At 70.6% G+C, this 20,266-nt stretch carries 19 protein-coding genes; 4 read left to right on the plus strand and 15 right to left on the minus strand.

The window, feature by feature from the left end:
* Positions 1-13: 13 nt before the first annotated feature.
* On the minus strand, positions 14-1,003 hold the full coding sequence (locus PGB34_RS08405) for a LysR family transcriptional regulator (protein ID WP_271427605.1): 990 nt from the start codon (positions 1,001-1,003) through the stop codon (positions 14-16).
* Positions 1,004-1,111: 108 nt separating this feature from the next.
* Here PGB34_RS08405 and PGB34_RS08410 point away from each other — a divergent pair, with 108 nt between their 5' ends.
* A complete protein-coding gene (locus PGB34_RS08410) occupies positions 1,112-2,122 on the plus strand; it encodes a tripartite tricarboxylate transporter substrate binding protein (protein ID WP_271427606.1) in 1,011 nt (336 codons plus the stop codon).
* 4 nt (positions 2,123-2,126) lie between these two features.
* Positions 2,127-3,917: an acyclic terpene utilization AtuA family protein gene (locus tag PGB34_RS08415; RefSeq protein WP_271427607.1), complete on the plus strand. Its 1,791-nt coding sequence runs from the start codon at positions 2,127-2,129 to the stop codon at positions 3,915-3,917.
* A gap of 38 nt (positions 3,918-3,955) precedes the next feature.
* Here the strand turns inward: PGB34_RS08415 and PGB34_RS08420 are convergent, their stop codons facing one another.
* From PGB34_RS08420 to PGB34_RS08445, 6 genes are all read right to left on the minus strand, one after another.
* Positions 3,956-5,554 carry a GMC family oxidoreductase gene (locus tag PGB34_RS08420; RefSeq protein ID WP_271427608.1) on the minus strand — a complete coding sequence of 533 codons (1,599 nt, stop codon included), beginning with the start codon at positions 5,552-5,554 and terminating at the stop codon, positions 3,956-3,958.
* Positions 5,551-7,077 (minus strand): sulfatase, encoded by a 1,527-nt coding sequence (locus tag PGB34_RS08425; protein WP_271427609.1) that lies wholly within the window; start codon positions 7,075-7,077, stop codon positions 5,551-5,553. Before PGB34_RS08425 ends, PGB34_RS08420 begins: the two co-directional genes overlap by 4 nt.
* A 2-nt stretch (positions 7,078-7,079) precedes the next feature.
* The gene (locus tag PGB34_RS08430; protein ID WP_271427610.1) at positions 7,080-8,141 is read right to left on the minus strand and encodes a Bug family tripartite tricarboxylate transporter substrate binding protein; all 1,062 of its coding nucleotides are present in this window, start codon (positions 8,139-8,141) and stop codon (positions 7,080-7,082) included.
* 110 nt (positions 8,142-8,251) lie between these two features.
* Complete coding sequence (locus PGB34_RS08435; RefSeq protein WP_271427611.1) at positions 8,252-9,256, minus strand: ABC transporter substrate-binding protein; 1,005 nt, start codon at positions 9,254-9,256, stop codon at positions 8,252-8,254.
* A gap of 31 nt (positions 9,257-9,287) precedes the next feature.
* Positions 9,288-10,115: an ABC transporter ATP-binding protein gene (locus PGB34_RS08440; RefSeq protein ID WP_271427612.1), complete on the minus strand. Its 828-nt coding sequence runs from the start codon at positions 10,113-10,115 to the stop codon at positions 9,288-9,290.
* Complete coding sequence (locus PGB34_RS08445) at positions 10,112-10,879, minus strand: ABC transporter permease (RefSeq protein ID WP_271427613.1); 768 nt, start codon at positions 10,877-10,879, stop codon at positions 10,112-10,114. Before PGB34_RS08445 ends, PGB34_RS08440 begins: the two co-directional genes overlap by 4 nt.
* A 123-nt stretch (positions 10,880-11,002) precedes the next feature.
* Between PGB34_RS08445 and PGB34_RS08450 the strand changes: the two genes are divergently transcribed.
* Positions 11,003-11,749 (plus strand): GntR family transcriptional regulator, encoded by a 747-nt coding sequence (locus PGB34_RS08450; protein WP_271427614.1) that lies wholly within the window; start codon positions 11,003-11,005, stop codon positions 11,747-11,749.
* Positions 11,746-12,903, plus strand: coding sequence for a mandelate racemase/muconate lactonizing enzyme family protein (locus PGB34_RS08455; RefSeq protein ID WP_271427615.1), 1,158 nt, complete (start codon positions 11,746-11,748; stop codon positions 12,901-12,903). The genes PGB34_RS08450 and PGB34_RS08455 overlap by 4 nt, the downstream gene beginning before the upstream one ends.
* A gap of 27 nt (positions 12,904-12,930) precedes the next feature.
* On the opposite strand, the gene PGB34_RS08460 is transcribed toward PGB34_RS08455, so the two are convergent.
* The 8 genes from PGB34_RS08460 to PGB34_RS08495 all read right to left on the minus strand — a co-directional run bounded on the left by PGB34_RS08460 (position 12,931) and on the right by PGB34_RS08495 (position 20,198).
* Complete coding sequence (locus PGB34_RS08460) at positions 12,931-13,815, minus strand: NAD(P)-dependent oxidoreductase (protein WP_271427616.1); 885 nt, start codon at positions 13,813-13,815, stop codon at positions 12,931-12,933.
* 128 nt (positions 13,816-13,943) lie between these two features.
* Positions 13,944-14,642, minus strand: a complete 699-nt coding sequence (locus PGB34_RS08465; RefSeq protein ID WP_271427617.1) for a phytanoyl-CoA dioxygenase family protein — start codon at positions 14,640-14,642, stop codon at positions 13,944-13,946.
* 28 nt (positions 14,643-14,670) lie between these two features.
* Positions 14,671-15,708: a LacI family DNA-binding transcriptional regulator gene (locus tag PGB34_RS08470; RefSeq protein ID WP_271427618.1), complete on the minus strand. Its 1,038-nt coding sequence runs from the start codon at positions 15,706-15,708 to the stop codon at positions 14,671-14,673.
* A complete protein-coding gene (locus PGB34_RS08475; RefSeq protein ID WP_271427619.1) occupies positions 15,705-16,688 on the minus strand; it encodes a 2-hydroxyacid dehydrogenase in 984 nt (327 codons plus the stop codon). The genes PGB34_RS08470 and PGB34_RS08475 overlap by 4 nt, the downstream gene beginning before the upstream one ends.
* Positions 16,689-16,775: 87 nt before the next feature.
* Positions 16,776-17,741 (minus strand): sugar kinase, encoded by a 966-nt coding sequence (locus PGB34_RS08480; RefSeq protein WP_271427620.1) that lies wholly within the window; start codon positions 17,739-17,741, stop codon positions 16,776-16,778.
* Complete coding sequence (locus PGB34_RS08485; RefSeq protein ID WP_271427690.1) at positions 17,728-18,504, minus strand: sugar phosphate isomerase/epimerase family protein; 777 nt, start codon at positions 18,502-18,504, stop codon at positions 17,728-17,730. Before PGB34_RS08485 ends, PGB34_RS08480 begins: the two co-directional genes overlap by 14 nt.
* Complete coding sequence (locus PGB34_RS08490; protein WP_271427621.1) at positions 18,501-19,265, minus strand: amino acid ABC transporter ATP-binding protein; 765 nt, start codon at positions 19,263-19,265, stop codon at positions 18,501-18,503. Before PGB34_RS08490 ends, PGB34_RS08485 begins: the two co-directional genes overlap by 4 nt.
* 147 nt (positions 19,266-19,412) lie before the next feature.
* Positions 19,413-20,198, minus strand: coding sequence for a transporter substrate-binding domain-containing protein (locus PGB34_RS08495; RefSeq protein ID WP_271427622.1), 786 nt, complete (start codon positions 20,196-20,198; stop codon positions 19,413-19,415).
* Positions 20,199-20,266: the final 68 nt, after the last annotated feature.

Consider the following 20,266-nt stretch of genomic DNA (forward strand, 5'->3'; position numbering starts at 1 on the left):
GCTGCGGGCCGGCTCAGCCTTCCGCGCCCGGGCGCCCCCGGCCGAGCCTGCGGTGGAGCTGCGCATCGCGCGCCCGGAAGACCTCGGCCACCTTGTCCCTGAAGGCTTCCATGGGACTCGAGAAATAGGCGTTGCGCCGCCAGAACAGCCCGATCTGCAGCGTCCAGACGGGCGCCGGGGCCGCCAGTGGGGCCAGGCCCGTGCCTGTCCCTGCGCTCAGCGAGTCGGCCGTCATCACCGTGAGCAGGTTGCTGCCGCGCACGAGGGACGCGAAGACGGCCGGCGAGGCGTCGGTCTGCAGGAAGGCGGCGGGCATCTCGATCCCCGCCTGGGCGAACATCGACTCCACCCAGGCCCGCAGCGCGATGTTCGCCGGGGGCAGCACCCAGGGCTGGGCGGCCATGTCCTCGACCGTGAAGGCGCGCCGATGCAGCGGATGCCCCTTGCGGGCCACCACGAAGGACTGCTGCTCGCCCAGCAGCAGGCACGACAGCGCGGCCGGCGTCTGGGCCTGCACGGCGGCGATCGCGAAATCGAGTGCGCCCGTCTCCAGCTGATGCAGCAGCACGCCGCTGAGCTGCACCTGCGCGTGGAAGCGGATCTGGCGCGCCGATCCGAGGAAAGAGGCCAGCACGGGCGTGACGACCGACTCCACCACCGCCGGCACCGTGCCGATGCGCAGCTCCCCGGACTCGCCGGTCTTGAGATCGCGCACCTCGTTGCGGATGTCCCTGACCATGCGGGCCAGCGCGAGCTGCTTCGCATAGAGCGCGCGGCCGATGGTCGTGAGCGCCACGCCCCTGGGCGTGCGCTCGAACAGGCGCACGCCCAGCGAACCTTCCAGCCGCTGCACGGCCTTGGACAGCGCGGGCTGCGTCACGCCCAGCAGATCGGCCGCGCTGTGCAGATTGCCCAGCTCAGCCACGACGCGGAACGATTCGAGGTCCTTGAGCTGCATGGCCACCGTCGCGGGCGATTCCAGATGGTTATCGACAAACCCCATGATAGGTCTGGCAGCGCACCGGGTCGATTTCCATAATCGATTGCACGGCGCAGGGCGGCCGCCTTTCGCGGGCCGCCCGGACGACGCCGACCACGGAGACAGACCACCATGCACAGATCCGCCCAGCGCGCGCGCAGCGTGCTGCGCCTGGCCGCCCGCCACAGCCTCTACCTCGCATTCGGCCTGGCCGCGGCGCTGGCGGCCGCGGGCGCCAGCGCACAGGACGCCTACCCCAACCGGCCGATCCGCGTGGTCGTTCCCTACCCCGCAGGCGGCAACACCGACATCATTGCGCGCGATGTGATGAAGGAGCTTTCCAGGCGGCTGGGGCAGCCGGTGGTGATCGACAACAAGCCCGGCGCCAACAGCATCCTGGGCACGGAGCTGGCGGCCAAGGCCGCACCCGACGGCTACACGCTGCTGGTCGTCATCGGCGCCTATGCGAACAACGACTCGCTGTACCGCCAGCTGCCCTACAAGTCCTCGGAGCTGGTGCCCATCTCGCAGCTCACGCGGACCTCGCTGGTGCTGGTGACGGCGCGCCCCGGCCTGCGCACGCTGGACGATCTGGTGCGCTCGGGCGCCCAGGGCCCTTCGCCGCAGAGCTTCGCCAGCAGCGGCGTGGGCTCGGCCGCCCACCTTCTGGGCGAGCGCTTTGCGCGCAGCACGGCCATGAAGGGCGCCATGCACGTGCCCTACAAGGGCACGGCCGACGCGACCACCGACCTGGTGAGCGGGCGCGTGGGCTTCATGTTCGACGCCATCTCGGCCATGGGCCCGCACATCCGCCAGGGCCGGCTTGCCGCGCTGGCCGTGACCGGGCAGGACCGCTCGCCCCTGCTGCCCGAGGTGCCCAGCCTTACGGAGCTGGGCCATCCCGAACTGGTCACCTATGCCTGGGCGGGCGTGCTGGCGCCCGCGCGCACGCCCCCGGCCATCGTGCGCAAGCTTGCTGACGAGTTCGCCCAGGTGATGAAGGGCGACGAACTGCGCACCCGCCTGGCGGCGATCAGCACCGAGCCGGTGGGCAGCACGCCGGCCGAGTTCGCGCGCTTCATTGCGCAGGAAGCCAGAGTGAACGGCGACGTGATCCGGCAACTCAACATCTCTCTGGACTGAGCGCATGACCCGCACCGTGATGATCGGGGGCGCCTGCGCCTTCATCGGCGACAGCGTGATCGGCCCGCGGCAGCTCGTCGAGGTCGAGGGCATGCAGTACCTGGTCTTCGACTACCTGGCCGAGATGACGCTGTCGAGCTTCGCCCAGGCGCGCAAGACCGACCCCGCCAGCGGCTACGCCAGCGACTTCGTGGACCTGACGCTGCGCGAGATCCTCGCGCGCTGCCTGCAGCGCGGCATCCGCCTGGTCGCGAATGCGGGCGGCCTGAACCCGCGCGGCTGCGCGGCGGCCATCGAGGCGCTGGCCGCGCAGTTGGGCTGCTCGCCGCGCGTCGCGTTCGTGGAGGGCGACGACAGCCTTGCGCTGCTGCCGGCGCTGGCCGCAGAGGACACGCGCGACTTCTACACCGGCAGCGCGATGCCGCAGGGCATCGACAGCGCGAACGTGTACCTGGGTGCGCTGCCCATCGCACGCGCGTTGAGCATGGGCGCCGACATCGTGGTCACCGGCCGCATCGTGGACAGCGCCACCACCCTGGGCGTGCTGATGCACGAGTTCGGCTGGGATGCCGATGCGCACGACCGCCTGGCGGCCGGTTCGCTGGCGGGCCACATCCTCGAATGCGGCGCGCAGGCCACCGGCGGCATCTTCACCGACTGGGCCGAGGTGCCCGACTGGGAAAACATCGGCTACCCCTACGTGCTCTGCGAGGCCGACGGCAGCTTCGTGGTCGGCAAGGCCGCGGGCACCGGTGGCTGCGTCACGCCGGCCACGGTCAGCGAGCAGATCCTCTACGAGGTCGGCGACCCTTCGCGCTATGTGCTGCCCGACGTGGTCTGCGACTTCACGCAGGTCCGGGTGCAGCCGGCCGGCCCGGACCGCGTGCGTGTGACCGGCGCGCGCGGCCTCGCGCCGCCGCCCACCTACAAGCTCTGCGCCACCTACCAGGATGGCTGGCGCTGCACAGCGCAGGTCTCGGTGTTCGGTGCGCAGGCCGTCGCCAAGGCGCGCCGCACCGGTGAGGCGCTCTTGCGGCGCGCGCAGGCGCTGCTGCAGGACAAGGGCATGGGAGATTTCGAGCGAGCCTCGGTCACGGTGCTGGGTGCCGAGGACAGCTACGGCCCGCATGCGGCACCCTCCAGCCTGCGCGAGGCACTCGCCCGCGTTGCCGTGACCCACGCGCGCCGCGACGCGCTGGAGCTGTTCTCGCGCGAGGCCCGCGCGCCGGGCGTGTCCTTCGCGCCGGGCACCACCAGCGGCAGCGCGCTGACCCTCAACGGCCGCGCGGCGGTGGAGCCGCGCTACCGGCTCTACACCTGCCTGGTCGCCAAGGACCGCCTGCCTGCGCCGCGCGTGGTGATGGGCGCGCACGAGCAGCGCGTGCCCGTGCCGGGTGGCGGCAGCCCGATCAACCCGGGCCCCGCCGGGCTCGTGGCCGCCGCTGCCGGCGCTGCCTGGCAGCCCCCGCCCGAGGGGGTGCGCCAGGCCCCGCTGATCGCGCTGGCCTACGGCCGCTCGGGCGACAAGGGCGACAGCTCGAACATCGCCATCATCGCCCGCCGCCCCGAAGACCTGCCGCTGCTGCGGCGCGTGCTCACGCCCCAGCGCGTGCGCGCCTACCTGGCGCACCTGGTCAAGGGCGAAGTCACGCGCTACGAAGTGCCGGGGCTCGGGGCCTTCAACTTCCTGATGACCGAGGCCCTGGACGGGGGCGGGCCGAGTTCGCTGCGCCCGGACCCGATGGGCAAGGGCATGGCGCAACTGCTGCTGGGCATGCCCATCCCGCTGGATTGAAGCCCACCCGGCGCCCACGGGCGCCGGGCCATCGCGCCTCAGCCTGCCGCCTGCAGCACCAGGCTCGCGCCCTTCTCGCCGATCATGATCGCCGCCGCATTGGTGTTGGCCGAGGTCATCGTCGGCATCACCGAGGCGTCGATCACCCGCAGGCCCTGCACGCCCTGCACGCGCAGTTGCGCGTCCACCACCGCGCCCGCGTCGCTGCCCATGCGGCAGGTGCCCACCGGGTGGAACACCGTGCCGCCTTTCTCGCGCGCGAAGCGGGCCAGGTCCTCGTCGCTGCGCAGGGCCTGGCCCGGCATGTACTCGGCCCCGGTCGTCAGGTCGCGGAAGGCGGGCTGCGCATAGATCTCGCGCAGGATCTTCAGGCCCTCGACCAGCACGCGGATGTCCTGCGGCTCGGTGAGGTAGTTCGAGACGATGCGCGGCGGCGCCAGCGGATCGGCCGAACGCAGGCTCACGCTGCCGCGCGACTCGGGCCGGCACTGCGCGGCCGAGGCCGAGAAGCCCGAGAAGCCATGCAGCGCATCGCCGGGCTTGTCGACCGACAGCGGCATCACGTTGAAGAGCACGTCGGCGCGCGCGTCCCTGGCCACCGCGGTGCGCACCATGCCGCCGACCTGGCCGGCGCCCACGGTGAGCGGCCCGCGCTGCTGGAACAGCCATTGCGCCCCCATGCGCGCCAGGCCCAGCGGGCTGCGCACCTGGTCGTTGAGCGACATCTTCTCGCGCAGCTTCACGATCACGCGCGCCTGGTAGTGGTCCTGCAGGTTGGCGCCCACCTCGGGCGCATCCACCTGCACCGCAATGCCATGCCGGCGCAACTCATCGGCCGGCCCGATGCCCGAGAGCTGCAGCAGCTGCGGGCTCTGCAGCGCGCCCGCGGCGAGGATCACGTCGCCCTCGGCCATGGCGCGCTGCAGCTGGCCGCCTTCGATCCACTCCACGCCGACGGCGCGCCCGCCCTCGACGATCACGCGCGTCACATGCACGCCGGTCTTGACCTTGAGGTTCGGCCGCGCCAGCGCCGGCTTGAGGAAGGCGGTGGCCGCGTCGCAGCGCCAGTGGCCGCGCAGCGTGAGCTGGTAGGTGCCCAGGCCTTCGTCCTGCGCGCCGTTGAAGTCATCGCTGGTCGCAAAGCCGGCCTGCGCGCCGGCTTCCAGCCAGGCGGTGCAATAGGGATGGTCGTTGCGCAGGTCGGAAACGCACAGTTCGCCCGTGGTGCCGTGGTAGTCGCTCTCGCCGCCCGCATAGCGCTCCGACTTCCTGAAGAAGGGCAGCACATCGCGGTAGCCCCAGCCCGGGGCGCCGGCGCGCGCCCAGTCGTCGAAGTCGGCATGCTGGCCGCGGATGTAGATCAGCCCGTTGATGGCGCTGGAGCCGCCCAGCACCCGGCCGCGCGGCCAGACGATGGACCGGCTGCCCGTCTCGGCCTGCGGCTCGACCTGGAATTGCCAGGAAAAGCGCGGGTCGTAGATCGAGCGAAAGTAGCCCACCGGCAGCCTGAGCCAGAAATGCCCGCCCGCGCCACCGGCCTCCAGCAGCAGCACGCGTCGGCCGGCGGCGCTGAGCCGGTTGGCCAGCACGCAGCCCGCGGAGCCGGCCCCCACGATGATGTGGTCGACGCCGTTCATGGCTGCGCCAGCCCCAGGCGGGAATAAGCCTCCGGCGGCGCGTCGTTGCGGCGCATCACCTCGGCCATCGAGGCCTGCAGCCGCGCCTCGATCGCCGCGTCGCGGAAGGGCCGCGCCTGCTCGTAGTCGCTCTGCAGATCGAACAGCACGGTGGTGGTGTCCTCGTAGCCCCCGCCCTGCCCCTGGTGGCCGGTGGGCTGGCCCTTGTCGTTGCGCCGCGCCGGCACCTTCAGCACCGGCACGCCCTGCGTGAAGGAAAAGGGCGGCGCAAGCTGCGCGCCGCGCAGCTCGTCGACGTGGAACATCGACTTCAGGTGCATCGGCATCAGCGTGTACTCGTACAGCATCTGGCGCGTCATGTCCTCCGGGTAGAGGAAGTAGGTGTAGCGGCCGTCGGTCGCGTTGGTGCCGGCGCCGAACATGCCGTAGAGCGCCACGTCGCGCAGCCGGCTCTCACCGTCGAGCAGCGGCAGCAGGTTGTGGCCCTCGCAGGTCGCGGGCGCAGCCACGCCATGCATGGCCAGCAGCGTCGGCATCAGGTCCACGGTCTGCGTCAGCGCCTGGCGCCGCTGGCCGCCCTGGGCCGCATGGGCCGGGTGATGGATCATCAGCGGGATGTGCGCGATCTCGTTGAAGAAGGGCATGCGGTTCTTGCCCCACCAGTCGTGTTCGGCCAGCAGGAAGCCGTGGTCGGTGGTGAGCACCAGCGCCGTGTCCTTCCACATGTCGTGGCGGTCCATGTAGTCGAGCAGGCGCCCGAAGTAGGCGTCGCACATGCTGACCAGCGCGGCGTAGTTGGCGCGCAGCTCGGCAATCTCCTCGGGCGACTCCGCGCAGCGCTTGTAGCGCGGCCAGTCGAGGACGGGGCCGCGATAGCCCGTGGGGAAGGCTTCGCGAAAGCGCTGCGGCGCATGGAAGGGCTCGTGCGGGTCGAAGCATTCCAGGTGCAGCAGCCAGTTGTCGGCGTCGCGGTTGGCGTCCAGGAACTCGAAGCCGGCCGCGAAGGTGCGTGGGCAGCAGTAGTCCGACTCGTCGCGCATGAACTCGCGGTTGACCATCGCCTGCAGCCGGCCGTCGGCCGGGCCCGCGGGCTGCTGCATCGCGTGGTACTGCGTGCGAAAGCGCTCCAGCGGCGGCTGCACCATCGCCTTCCATTTGTCCCACTCCTGCCCGCGCACGAACTCCCAGGTGCTGTAGCGGTTGTGGTAGGTGGCGCCGCCATCCTCCCAGTAGTGGTAGTGGTCCGACACCAGGTGCGTGTGCACGCCCGCCTGCGTCAGCAGCGCTGCGAAGGACTGGTCGAAGGGCTCCAGCGGCCCCCAGCTTCGGTGCAGGAAGTTCAGGCGCCCGGTGTGCATCTCGCGCCGGGCGGGCATGCACGGCAGGCTGCCGACGAAGTGCGTGTCGAAGACCACGGCCCGCTCGGCGAAGCGCGAGAACGAGGGCGTGGGGATCGCGCTGCCGCCATAGCAGCCGAGCGCGTTGCGCACCAGCGAGTCGAAGAGGACGAAGATGGTCTTCATGCTCACTCGACCTTGATGCCGGCATGCTGCACCACGCGCTCCCATCGCAGGGCGTCCGCGCGGATCTCCTGCGCAAAGCGCTTGGGGTCCTGCGTCGTGGCCACGGTCAGGCCGCTGCGCGCGAAGTTCGCCTCCACCGCGCCGCCGGCAAGGCCGCGGCGGATCTCGGCCGCGAGCGCCTCCACCACCGCACGGGGCGTGGCGCGCGGTGCCAGCATGCCGATCCACTGGTCGGCGTCGAAGTTCTGCAGGCCGGACTCGATCATGGTCGGCACCTCGGGCAGCAGCGCCAGGCGCTTTCCGGTGGCCACGGCCAGCGCACGCAGCTTGCCGGCCTGGATCTGGGGCAGCGCCACCGCCGCGTTGGCGAAGTGGTAGTCCACGCGGCCCGCGACCTGATCGACCATGGCCGGCGGCGCGCCCTTGTACGGCACGTGGACGGCCTCGACCTTGGCCGCGGCCTTGAACCATTCGCCGGCCAGATGGCCCGGGCTGCCGTTGCCCGCCGAGGCATAGCTGAGCTGCCCCTGCCGCTGCCGCACGCGCGCCGTGCGGATCAGCCCTTCGACCGACTGGATACCCGAGTCCGTGTGCGTCACCAGGATCAGCGGCGCACGCGCCAGCGAGGCCACGGGCTCGAAGTCCTTGAACAGGTCAAAGGGCATGCGCATGCCCACCGCGTGGTTGATGGCGATCGCGCTCGTCGTCACCAGCAGCGTGTGCCCATCGGGCGGCGCCTTCGCGACCAGGTCGGCGCCGAGGTTGCCGCCGGCACCGGCCTTGTTGTCAATCACGAAAGGCTGGCCCATCGTCTTTTGCAGGTGCTCGGCCGCCAGCCGGGCCGGGATGTCCACCAGCCCGCCGCCAGGCCAGGCCACGACCACGCGCACGGCACGGGCCGGATAGGCGGCTGCCATCGAGGGCGAGGCCCCCAGGCAGGCCGAGGCGGCCATCCAGCCGGCGAAGGTTCGCCGCTTCATTGATGATGGACTTGCGGGCTGCGCGCTGGGCTGCGTGTCTGCCGTGGCAAGGGTGGTGCTGGCGTTCCGGGTGCTGGGGTTCATGGTGTTGGCCTTTGGGGTGTGACAGCTTGTGGAGATATCTCGGTGTGCAGGCTCATGCCTTGGCCTGCATTGGGGTGTGACAGCTTGTGGAGGGGGGGCGGTGCGCAGGCCTATGCCTTCACCTGCCCCGTGAACAGCGACGCATCGAAGTACTGCTGTGCCTTCAGCGCGTTGGGGATGTTGGCCGTCTGGACGAAGAAGTCCGTCACCTGCTGCAGCCAGCCGGTGACGGTGCCGTCCGCGTACTTGGCCCGCCACTCGGCGGCCGAGTGGTACTTGGAAGCCTTGAACTGCTCCTTGAAATCGGCCAGCGGCACTTCCTTGTACTGCGTCTTCTGCAACTGCTCGGCCGCGGCGTCGGGGTTGGCGACGATCTGGTCGTTGGCCGGCAGCCAGCCGGCGATGAGCCTGCCCAACACGGCCTTGTTCTTCTCGTAGTAGTCGTTGCGGGCAGCCCAGCCGCCGACGATGGCGGCCTGCGGAAAGAAGGCCGAGGCATCGACGATCTTGCGCGCGCCGGGCAGCTTGCTGCGCACCACCGAATCGAAGGGCGCCCACAGCGCCACGGCCGGCACCGCGCCCGAGATCAGCGAGGTCACGGCCTCGGACATGCGCTGGTTGACCAGGCGCACGTCCTTGGTCGGGTCCAGTCCGGCCGAGCGCAGCGCGCGGTCGAGGAACACATGCGCCGTGGTGCCGGTGGTGGTGGAGATCTGCTTGCCCCGGAGGTCGGCAATGCTCTTGATGCCCGAATCCTCGCGCACCCACAGCTGGGCCGTGGCGTATTCGATGTTGTTGATCAGGAAGACCTTGCCCTGCCCGCGGGCCGGGAAGTTCGACAGCACGGCGCCGGTGGCCAGCACGTCGAGGCTGCCGCCGATCATGGCCTGGAACAGCTCCAGGCCGGTGGTGAACAGCACGGGCTCCAGCTCCAGGCCCTGCTTGGCGAAGCTGCCCGACTGGATGCCCAGCCACATCTGCCCGTCGACGGCCGGCGTGTGCAGGTAGCCGACCTTGACCTTGGCGCGGGCCTGCGCGAGGGCAGGCAGCCCCAGGCTGGCGGCGGCCGATGCGGCGAGCGCGCCGCCGATGAAGTTTCTGCGCGGGATGGGCATGGTGTCTCCTGGTGGAATGAAGGCCGTGGGATCAATCGGACAGGCGCACGGCCTGGCGCGCCTGGGCCGCGTACTCCTGCATGACGAGTTCCCGGATCTGCGCGCGCAGCTGCGCGAATCGCGGGTCTTCGTGCACGTCCTCGGCGCGCGGGTAGCCGAAGGGCACGTCGATCACGGTGCGGATGCGCGCCGGCCGCGCGGTGACGACCACGATGCGCGAGGACAGGTAGATCGCCTCTTCCACCGAATGGGTGATGAGCATCACCGTCTTGTTCTCGGTCTGCAGCACTTCCAGCAGCAGGTCCTGCATGGCGCTGCGCGTCTGCGCATCCAGCGCGCCGAAGGGCTCGTCCATCAGCAGGAACTGCGGCCGCACGGCGTAGGCCCGCGCCAGCGCCAGGCGCTGGCGCATGCCGCCCGAGAGGTGCTTGGGGTAGTGGTCGGCAAAGTCCTTCAGGCCCATCAGCCCCATGTAGCGCTCGACGATGGCCTGCTGCTCCTGGCGCGGCACCTTGTTGCCCGACAGGTTCAGCCCGAAGGCGATGTTCCTGCGCACCGTGAGCCAGGGAAAGACGCCGTACTCCTGGAAGATCACGCCGCGGTCCGGGCCCGGGCCCTGCACCGGCCTGCCGTCCAGCAGCACCTGCCCGGCGCTGGGCTGCACGAAGCCGCCCAGGATGTTCATCAGCGTCGTCTTGCCGCAGCCCGAAGGGCCGATGACGGAGACGAACTCGCCCTGGCGGATGTCGAGCGAGACGCCGTCCAGCACCCGCATCGGGCCATGCGCGGTGGGGAACTCCACCCTCACGTCGCGGAAGGAGACGCGCACCGGCGCGTCGTTGCCAGGGTCTGTGGTCATGCAATTCGATCCTGCCAGGCCACCAGGCGCTTGCTCAGCGCACGCAGCACCAGGTCCATCGCCAGCGCGATGAAGCCGATGCAGATGATGCCCACGTAGATGATGTCGAGCTGGAAGAAGGCCGAGGCGTTCTGGATCAGCGCCCCCAGCCCCTGCTGCGCGGCGATCAGCTCGGAAGCCACCAGCGTGGCCCAGGCCACGCCCAGCGCGACGCGGATCGCCGTGAGGATGTGCGGCACCGTCAGCGGCACGATGACCTTGGCGAAGATCTCGAAATCGCTGGCGCCCAGGGTGCGCGCGACCCGCACGAAGATCGGGCTGATCTGCGCGATGCCTTCGTACATCACGATCACCCCGGCGAAGAAGGAGGCATAGAAGAGGATCACCGTCTTGGCCGCCTCGCCGATGCCGAAATAGACGATCACCAGCGGGATCAGCGCAATGGGCGGCAGCGCGCGGAAGAAGTTGATGACCGGGTCGATGAAGCCGCGCAGGCCCCTGTACCAGCCCAGGCAGAAGCCCACCGGCACCGCCAGCAGCGTGCCCAGCGCCACGCCGATGAACACGCGCTGCGTGGACATCCAGATGTCCATCAGCAGCCGGTCCTGCAGCAGCTCGATGAACCTCTGCGCCACCTGGTGCGGCGCGGGCACCAGCGCGGGGCTGACCAGGCCGCTGGCGCGCACCGCGTACCACAGCGCCAGCAGCAGCAGCCACGGCGCAAGGATGAGGGCGGCGCGCAGCGGCACCCGGCGGCTTGGCATGAAGGCGTCTCCTGGTTTTCTGGCACTGCCGGGGCGGCGGTGTTCTGGTTTAATGAGGCCCAGAAGATCTAGTCATCTGGTCGTTCTATAAACCATACCTTTAACCTTCACGTCGTGGCAACTATGAAGAACCCTGAAGGCCGGGCGGCAGGCAACTTCTCCAGCAGCCCGATCCCGCGCTACCTGCAGGTGGCCGACGTGCTGCGCCAGCGCATCGCGCGCGGCACCTGGCCGCAGGGGCACCGGCTGCCCTCGCTCGAGACCCTGATGGCCGAGTTCGGCGTGGCCCGGGTCACGCTGCGCCAGGCCATCGAGCTGCTTTCGCGCGACGGCCTGGTCTCGCCCCAGCAGGGACGCGGCACCTTCGTCACGGGCCGGCCCGACAACGAGCGCTGGCTCAGCGTCGTCACCACGCTGGACGAGCTGGCGCGCATGTACCGCGACACCGAGCCGCAGGTCATCACCATCAGTGAATCGACCACGCCGCCCGCCCTGCGCCCCGAAGAGGGCACGCCGGCCGAGCGCTATGTGTTCATGCGGCGCGTGCACCTGCGCGACGGCCAGCCCTACTGCGTGATCCAGATCCACCTCGACGAGCGCATCTTCAGGCGCAGCCCCAGGCGCTTTCGCGAGGAAGCCATCATTCCCGTGCTCATGTCGCTCAAGAGCGTGACCGTGGCGCGCGCCCACCAGGTGCTGACCATCGGCACCGCCGACATGGAGGTCGCGCGGCTGATCGGCATCGCGGTGAATGCGCCGGTGGCCGAGGTGCGCCGCATCTTCCACGACGAAGCCGGCCGCGCCATCTACGTGGCCGAGGTGACCTACCGCGGCGACGCCATCCACGTCGAGATGAACCTCAAGCCATGACCCTGCCCAGCCTGCCCACGCCCGCGCTCACGCCGGCGCGCATCGACGCGCATGTGTTCCGCCACCCGATCCGCACGCCGGTGCGCACTTCCTTCGGCGTGATGCACGACCGGCCGGCCCTGTTCGTGCGCGTGCAGGACGACGACGGCGCCGCGGGCTGGGGCGAGGTCTGGTGCAACTTCCCCGGCTGCGGCGCCGAGCACCGCGCGCGGCTGATCGACACCGTGCTGGCGCCGCTGCTGCTGGGGCAGCACTTCCAGGGGCCCGCCGAGGCCTGGAAGCACCTGAGCGAGCGCACCGCGGTGCTGGCCATCCAGTCGGGCGAGCCGGGGCCGCTGGCCCAGGCCATTGCCGGCATCGACCTGGCGCTGTGGGACCTCAGCGCGCGCCGCGCCGGCCAGCCGCTGTGGCGGCACCTGGGCGGCACGCGCAGCCGCGTGCCGGTCTATGCAAGCGGCATCAACCCCGACGCGCCCGAGCAGACCGCGCTGCGCTGCCGCGCGCAGGGCTATCGCGCCTTCAAGCTCAAGATCGGCTTTGGCGAAGAGCGGGACCTGGCCAACCTCGACGCCATGCGCCGCGCCCTGGGCGATGCCACGCCGCTGATGGTCGACGCCAACCAGGGCTGGTCGCTGGACGAAGCGCTGCACATGGCCGAACGCCTGCGCCCCTACGGCCTGCAGTGGCTTGAAGAGCCGCTGCGCGCGGACCGGCCCTGGCATGAATGGCAGGCGCTGCAGGCCGCCACGTCGATCGCGCTGGCGGGTGGCGAGAACATCGCGGGCGCAGCGGCCTTCGATGTCGCGCTGCAGGCGCGCGTGTTCAGCGTGCTGCAGCCCGACGCCGCCAAGTGGGGCGGCATCTCGGCCAACTGGGAAGTGATCCAGCGCGGGCAGGCGGCCGGCCTGCGCTACTGCCCGCACTACCTGGGCGCGGGCGTGGGGCTGCTGGCCTCCGCGCACCTGCTGGCTGCCGCGGGCGGCGAGGGCATGCTCGAAGTCGATGCCAATGACAACCCCCTGCGCACGGCCCTGAGCCCGGCCGCGCAGCACATCGACGGCGAAGGCTGCATCGACCTGGGCGAAGCCCCGGGCATCGGCGTGCTGCCCGACCCCGCGCAGATCGCGCGGCTCGTGGGCCGGGCTGGCAACTGAGCCTGGGCGGGCGCGGGGCGGCTCTGCTCAGCGGCCCTTGTCGGCCAGCAGCGCCACCAGCTCGGGCACATAGCGCTGCGCGCCGCCCTGCTTCACGGCGCCGGCGTAGGTGCCCTGCACCGCATCGGCAATAGCCTGCGCAGCCTGCATGCCACTGGCCATCTCGGTGTAGTAGTCCAGGTCCTTTTGCGCATTGCTCATGGCAAAGCGCAGGCCGCTGGCGTCCTGCTGCGTGATGAAGGGCTTCAGGCGCTCCAGCGCCACGCCGCCGCCGCCGCCCTTGGCCAGCACGTCCACGAACACCTCACCGGGCACGCCCGCGCGCTGCGCGCAGGCCGCGGCTTCGGCAATGAGCGCCACCGAACCCAGCGACACGTAGTTGTGCAGCAGCTTCATGCTGTGGCCCGTGCTCACGGCGCCGGTGTGGGTGATGTTCTCGGCAAAGCAGGCCAGCAGCGGCCTGCACTGTTCCACCAGCTCCGCATCACCGCCCACCAGCAGATTCAGCCGGCCTTCGGCCGCTTCCCTGGGCGTGCGCGTCATGGGCGCGTCGATGAAGCGGCCGCCCGCGCGCTGCACGGCCTCGGCCATCTTCTGGGTGGAGGTGGGGATGGCGGTGGAGCAGTCGATGACGAGCGTGCCGGGGCGCAGCGCCGCGATCAGGCCGGCCTCGCCCGTGAGGATGGCCTCCACCTGCGGCGAACCGGTGACGCACAGGATCACGACCTCCGACACCTGCGCCAGCGCGGCGATGCTGCCGACGCTTTTGACACCCGCGGCCCTGAGCGCATCGAGCGGCTGGTTGCCCGGGTGTTCCAGCACCGTCAGCGCATGGCCCTTGCGTGCGATGTTGGTGGCGATGCCGTGGCCCATGAGGCCGATGCCGATCATGCCGATGGCGAGGGATTGCATGCGTGAAGGACTCCAGAAGAAAAAAGGGGATCGAGGGATCGAGGGATAGCTGCAAGAGCTTCGGGGCGTGGCCCGTGCGCGGATTTTCGGGCCGGCGCGCGCCTGGCTTTCAGAACGCGCTGACGTATTCAGGCCGTCATCACGAAGCGCGTGGTCGCCATCATGCGCGCGGTGGTCGACGCGTTGATGGAAGGCGTGTGCAGCACGCGCATGTCCATCAGGAAGACGTCGCCGGCCCTGCCGCTCATTTCGACCACCTGTACGCCGAACTCGCGCGCCAGGGCTTCGGGCTCGCAGCCCGCCCTGAGTGTGGCGCGCAGCGCGCGCAGGGCCTCGGGCGCCAGCCGGTGCGAGCCGGCCAGCGCCAGCGTGGCACCACCGTGCGGCGCCACGTCGGCCAGCAGGAAGAAGGCCTGCACGCCCGGCACCGGTGCGCTGGCGGATGCGGTGAGGTCCACATGCCAGTTCAGTGCATCGAGCGACCAGGCCTGCGCGCGTGGCAGCGACAGCAGCAGTTGCGTGCTGCTGGCCGCGCCGGGCGGGCGGCCGGCAAGCGCCGCCACCGCGGCCTGCAGCGCAGGCGAAAGCAGCCGCTCCTGCAACTGCGGCACCCGGATCAGGCCCGCCAACCTCGTGGTCTGTTGAAAGGCCGGCAGTTGCGCCAGCGCACTGCGCGCGCGCCCCGGTGCATTCAGGCCCCCCAGCCCCTGCTCGATCTGCTGCCGCAGGGGCCGCAGTTCGCGCGCGGGCATGAAGGCCCGAAGCGCCAGCAGGCCCTGCTGTGCAAACTGCGCCAGGTCCGGCGCGACGGGCGTGGGGCTGGCCATGGGCGGCAGGGCGACCCGGCTCAGCCTCTCAAGCCCCGGCCGCCGACGAGCCGCGCACCTTGAGCTCGCCGGGCAGCAGCGACTGCCGCGGCGGGCCTTCGAGCCCGTGCAGCCGCTCGATCAGGCAGCGCGCCGCCGTGCGGCCGATCTCGTCGGTGGGCTGGGCGATGGTGGACAGGCCCGGGCCGATGAGCGAGGCCCACTCGGGATCGTCGAAGCCCACGAAGCCCAGTTCCTGGCCGAACTGCCAGCCCAGGCTCGCCACCGCGCGCGCCACGCGCAGCGTGACCACCGCATTGCCGGCCAGCACCGCAGCGCGCACACCCTTGCGCCGCTGGGCGCGCCTGTGCAGGGCCTGCAGGGCCGCCTGCAGGCCCTCGTCATCGCCCTCCTCGCTTTCGAAGACTTCGCCGCGCGCGGCCTTGGCATGCGCCTCCATGCAGGCGCTGAAGGCGGCCGCACGCTCGCGCCGGGTGCTCACGCCCTTGAGCGGCTCGCTCACGAAGAGCAGCTCGCGCCAGCCGCCGTCGAGCAGGTGCTCGCAGGCCTGCTGGACGGCGGCGCGGTTGTCCAGCGACACGAAGTCGGCATGCATGCCCACGTGGCGCCGGTCCACCAGCACCGCGGGCTTGCCCTGCGTGGCCATGGCATCGACCACGCCGCTGCCGCGGCCGAGCGTGTTGAGGATGAAGCCATCGACCTGGTAGCCGGCCAGGGCCTGGATGGCCTCCTGCTCGCGGCCCGGCTCGTTGCCCAGGTTGAACAGCATCACCAGGTAGCCGGCGTCCTGGCAGGCCTTCTCGGCGCCGCGCAGCACGGCCACCGAATAGGGGTTGGTGATGTCGGCCACGATCAGGCCGATCAGCCGCGAGCGGCCCCGGCTGAGCGCCTGCGCCATGGGGCTGGGCGAATAGCCCAGCTGGGCCACGGCGGCTTCCACGCGCGCGGCGATGTCGGGGCTCAGCAGCTTCTCGCGGTGGTTGAGAAAGCGCGAGACCGTGGCCTTCGAAACGCCCGCGGCGCTGGCCACGTCGGCGATGGTGGCGCGGCGCACGTGGAGGTTCATGCCGCGGCCGTGTCGTAGACCGCCGCGGGCCGCTGCCCGGCCAGCGCGGCCAGCAGGTTGTCCACGGCCAGGCGGTTCATGGCGTAGCGGGTTTCGTGCGTGGCCGAGCCGATGTGCGGCAGCGGCGTGACGCGCGGGTGCGTGCGCAGCGGCGACTCGCCGGGCAAGGGCTCTTTGGCGAACACGTCCAGGCCGGCGGCGCGCAGCTGGCCGCTGTCCAGCGCGGCCAGCAGCGCCGCTTCATCGACCGTGGCGCCGCGCCCGCCGTTGATGAAGATCGCGCCCGGCTTCATGCGCGAGAACAGCCGCGCGTCGATCAGGCCGCGCGTGCTGTCCGACAGCGGCAGCATCGCGACCACGAAATCCGATTCGGCCAGCAGCGCATCGAGCGTGCGGTGTTCGGCATGGCCCAGCAGGGCGGGCGCCTGCACGGCCAGGTCGACCGGCCGGCGCGTGTGGTAGCGCACCGGCATGCCAAAACCCAGCGCGGCGCGGCGCGCGATGGCCTGGCCGATGCGCCCGAAGCCCAGCAGCCCCAGCGTCTTGCCGTGCACGTCGAAGCCGAAGAATTCCTCGCCGATGTTGCGCGTCCAGCGACCCTCGCGCACGAGGTTGGACAGTTCCACCACGCGGCGGCTGGTGGCCATCAGCAGCGCGAACACGGTGTCGGCCACGGTTTCGTCGAGCACGCCGGGTGTGTGGCACAGCAGGATGCCGCGCCGGTGCAGCTCGGCCAGCGCGTAGTTGTCCACGCCCACCGACACGCTGGAGATGACCTTGAGCGCGGGTGCCCGCTCGAGCACGGCCGCGTCAATGGGGAAGCTGGAGCCGATCAGCGCCTGGGCCAGGGGCAGCGCCGCATCGAAGGCGGCGCGGTCGGTCTTGGGGTCGGCCACCGTGACGCTGTGCGCGGCCTGCAGGCGGGCCAGCTGGTCGGCCGGGAGTTCGCGAAAGACGAGGATGTTCTGGCGTGTGCTCATGAGGTTTGGCATCGAACCGGCGCAGGAGGCTGCGGGTGCCGCATTGTCATTCGAGCCGGCACCGCCCCTGGGCCGCGAAATCGGATTTCAGAAACCGGCCGCTTCCAGTTGCGCACGCGTGGGCAGCCCTTCGGTGTCGCCCAGCACCTGCACGGCGCGCGCGCCGATCCAGGCGCCGCGGCGCACGGCCTCGGGCACGCTGCGGCCTTCCAGCAGCGCGCTGATCACGCCGGCCGCGAAGCCGTCGCCCGCGCCCACGGTGTCGATGACTTCCTTCACCGGGAAACCGTCGACATGGCCCGTGCCTGCCGTGTCGCTGTCGTACCAGGCGCCCTCGGGGCCGAGCTTGACCACCACCAGCTTCGCGCCGCGCTCGCGGTAGAAGCGGGCCACGCCCTCGGGCGTGGTCTCGCCCGTGAGCAGGCGGCCTTCCTCGATGCCCGGCAGCACCCAGTCGGCGCGCGCCGCCAGGTCGTTGATGCACTGGCGCATGCGCTCGGTGCTGCCCCATAGCGTGGGCCGCAGGTTGGTGTCGAAGGAGATGGTGCGCCCGGCCGCGCGCGCCACGTCAAGCGTGCGCAGGGCCGTGGCCAGCGTGCTCTCGGACACTGCGGCAAACACGCCCGTGGCATGCAGGTGGCGCGCAGAACGCAGCCAGGCCTCGTCGATGTCTTCGGGCCGCATCTGGCTGGCGGCCGAGCCCTTGCGGTGGTATTCCACCGGCGGGTCGCTGCCGTCGGTCACGCGGCCCTTGAACTGGAAGCCGGTCTTTTGCGTGGGGTCGCACACCACATGCGAGCAGTCGATGCCCTCGCCCTGCATGGCCGCCAGCAGCGCGCGGCCCATGGAATCGGTGCCCAGCCGACTGGCCCAGCCCACCTTCAGGCCCAGCCGCGCCAGGCCGATGGCCACGTTGGTCTCGGCGCCCGCGGTGCGCTTGTGAAAGAGGGTCGCGTTCTCGATGGGGCCGGGTTCGTCGGCCACCAGCAGCAGCATGGCTTCGCCGAAAGTGGCGACGTCGAAGGCCACGGGGGGGCGCTCAGGCGAGGTCATGCGCAAGGCTCCGTTCGGCATGCAGGGCGCGCAGCTGGGCCAGCTCGGCGCGCGTGACGGCCAGCAGGTCGTCGCCCACCAGCGGGTATTCGATGGCATGGGGCACGTCGGCCGGCAGCTCGCGCAGCACGGCGCGCCAGGGCGCACTCGACTGGGCCAGCGGCACCGCCACCCATTTGTCGGGCCGGCGGAACACGCCCTTGGCATGCACGTAGCGCACATGCGGCGCCAGCGCGCGCGCCGCCTGCAGCGGGCATTCGCCCAGCCAGTGCCAGTTGCCCATGTCGAAGGTCAGGCCCAGCTGCAGGCCCGCGTCGGCCTGCGCGGCCACGAAGCGCTGCATGGCCGAAAGCGTGCCCGCGCGCACGGTCTGGTCGTTCTCGATCAGCAGCTCCACGGCCGATTGCGCCTGCAGCCGCGCGCGCAGCTCGGCCAGCGAGCCGCGGGAGCGGCCCGCGTCGAAGCCGCCGATGGCCATCTTCAGGCGCGGCGCGGCCAGCGCATCGGCGCGCGAAAGGCCCAGTGCCAGTGCCTCGGTGTCCAGCGTGCCGTCGGCACGCCACAGGCCCTCGGGGCTCGAGTAGACGGCGGCACGGCCGCGCAGTTCGGGCAGCTCGCGCGCGGCGTCGCGCAGCAGCTCGCCGCGCACTTCCACGCTGTCGGCGCCCGCCTCGGCGGCCAGCGCGGTGCACCAGGACTGGCCATGGCGCAGCAGTTCCGCCGCACCGAAGGAGGACAGGGAGATGAGCGTGCTGAACATCAGTGTTGCGAAAGGATCTGGCCCAGGAACTGGCGCGTCTTCTCGTGCTTCGGGTTGCCGAAGAATTCGGCGGGCGGCCCCTGCTCCACGATCCTGCCCTCGGCCATGAAGATCACGCGGTCGGCCACGCTGCGGGCAAAGCCCATCTCGTGCGTGACGCACAGCATGGTCATGCCGTCCTCGGCCAGGCCGATCATGGTGTCGAGCACTTCCTTGACCATCTCCGGGTCCAGCGCCGAGGTGGGCTCGTCGAACAGCATGATGCGCGGCGCCATGCACAGCGCGCGTGCAATGGCCACGCGCTGCTGCTGGCCGCCCGAAAGCTGGCTCGGGTACTTGTGGGCCTGCTCGGGGATGCGCACCCGCGTGAGGTACTTCATCGCCACTTCTTCGGCCTCGGCACGGCTCATGCCGCGCGAGCGCATCGGCGCCAGCGTGCAGTTCTGCAGGATGGTCAGGTGCGGGAACAGGTTGAACTGCTGGAACACCATGCCCACTTCGGCGCGCACGGCATCCACGTTCTTCCCGCCAGCCGTCAGCTCGATGCCATCGACCGTGATCTGGCCCTTTTGCACCGTCTCGAGCCGGTTGATGCAGCGGATCAGCGTGGACTTGCCCGAGCCCGAAGGCCCGCAGATCACGATCCGCTCGCCCGTGCGCACCGACAGGTCGATGTCGGTCAGCACCTGGAATTCGCCGTACCACTTGTTCACCCCCTGCATGCGGATGATCGGGTCGGCAGCGCTGTTGGAATCTGGCGTCATGGCGTGGAGGCTTACAGGGAAACAGAGGCAAACATGTGCGCGGTTTAAACCCAGGGCACCCGTGGAACTGGCTCTGCCAGGCCACCGGGTGCGCCCCCCTTCGCGCAGCAGAAGGGGGGAGCGGCGAAGCCGCTTGGGGGGTTGTGCTTAGAACTTCGGGAAATCGGCCCCCAGCCACTTCTGGTAGAGCTTGTTCAGCTCGCCATTGGCCGTGTTCTTGTCGATGAAGGCGTTCACGGCCGCGAGCAGTTCCTGCTGGCCCGGGCGCAGCGCAATGCCCATGCCCTGCTGCAGCAGGTTGAACTTGTTCTCGAAGGTGTTGGCCGGCACGCGCTTGGCGATCTGCGCGGCCACGGTGACCGAGCAGCCGATCGCATCGACCTGGCCCGACATCAGCGCCTGCATGGCCGAGGCGTCGTCGTCGAAGCGGCGGATCTCGGTGCCCTCGGGCGCGGCCTTGGTCACGGCCACGTCCTGGGTGCTGGCGCGGGCCACGCCCACGCGCACGCCCTTGAGGTCGGCCGCGCTCTTGATGTTGGCGCTCTTCTTGCCGTACAGCACGATGGTGGCGGCGGCATAGGGCTTGGAGAAGTCCACCTGCTTGGCACGCTCGGGCGTGACGGCCAGCGAGGCCACCAGCACGTCGACCTTGTTGGTCAGCAGGAAGGGGATGCGGTTGGGGCCGGTGACGGGCACGATGTTGGCCTTCACGCCCAGCTCCTTGGCCAGCAGCTTGGCCACGTCGGCGTCGTAGCCGTCGGGCTGGTTCTTCGCGTCGGTGGTGCCGTAGGGCGGGAAGTCCACCAGCATGCCGATGGTCAGCTCGCCCTTCTTCTTGAGATCGGCCACGCTCTGCGCGGCAGCGAAGGGAGCCAGGGTGCTCAGCGCGGCGCCCAGGCCCAGGGCGATGGCGGTGCGGCGGGTGGTGGTCATCTCAAAAGTCTCCTTGGATCGAGGGAACGGACACGAACGGTGAAAAGAAAAGAGCAGCGGCGGCGACG

Origin of the sequence: Xenophilus arseniciresistens (assembly GCF_028023875.1) — a bacterium.
Classification (GTDB): Bacteria; Pseudomonadota; Gammaproteobacteria; order Burkholderiales; family Burkholderiaceae_C; genus Xenophilus; species Xenophilus arseniciresistens.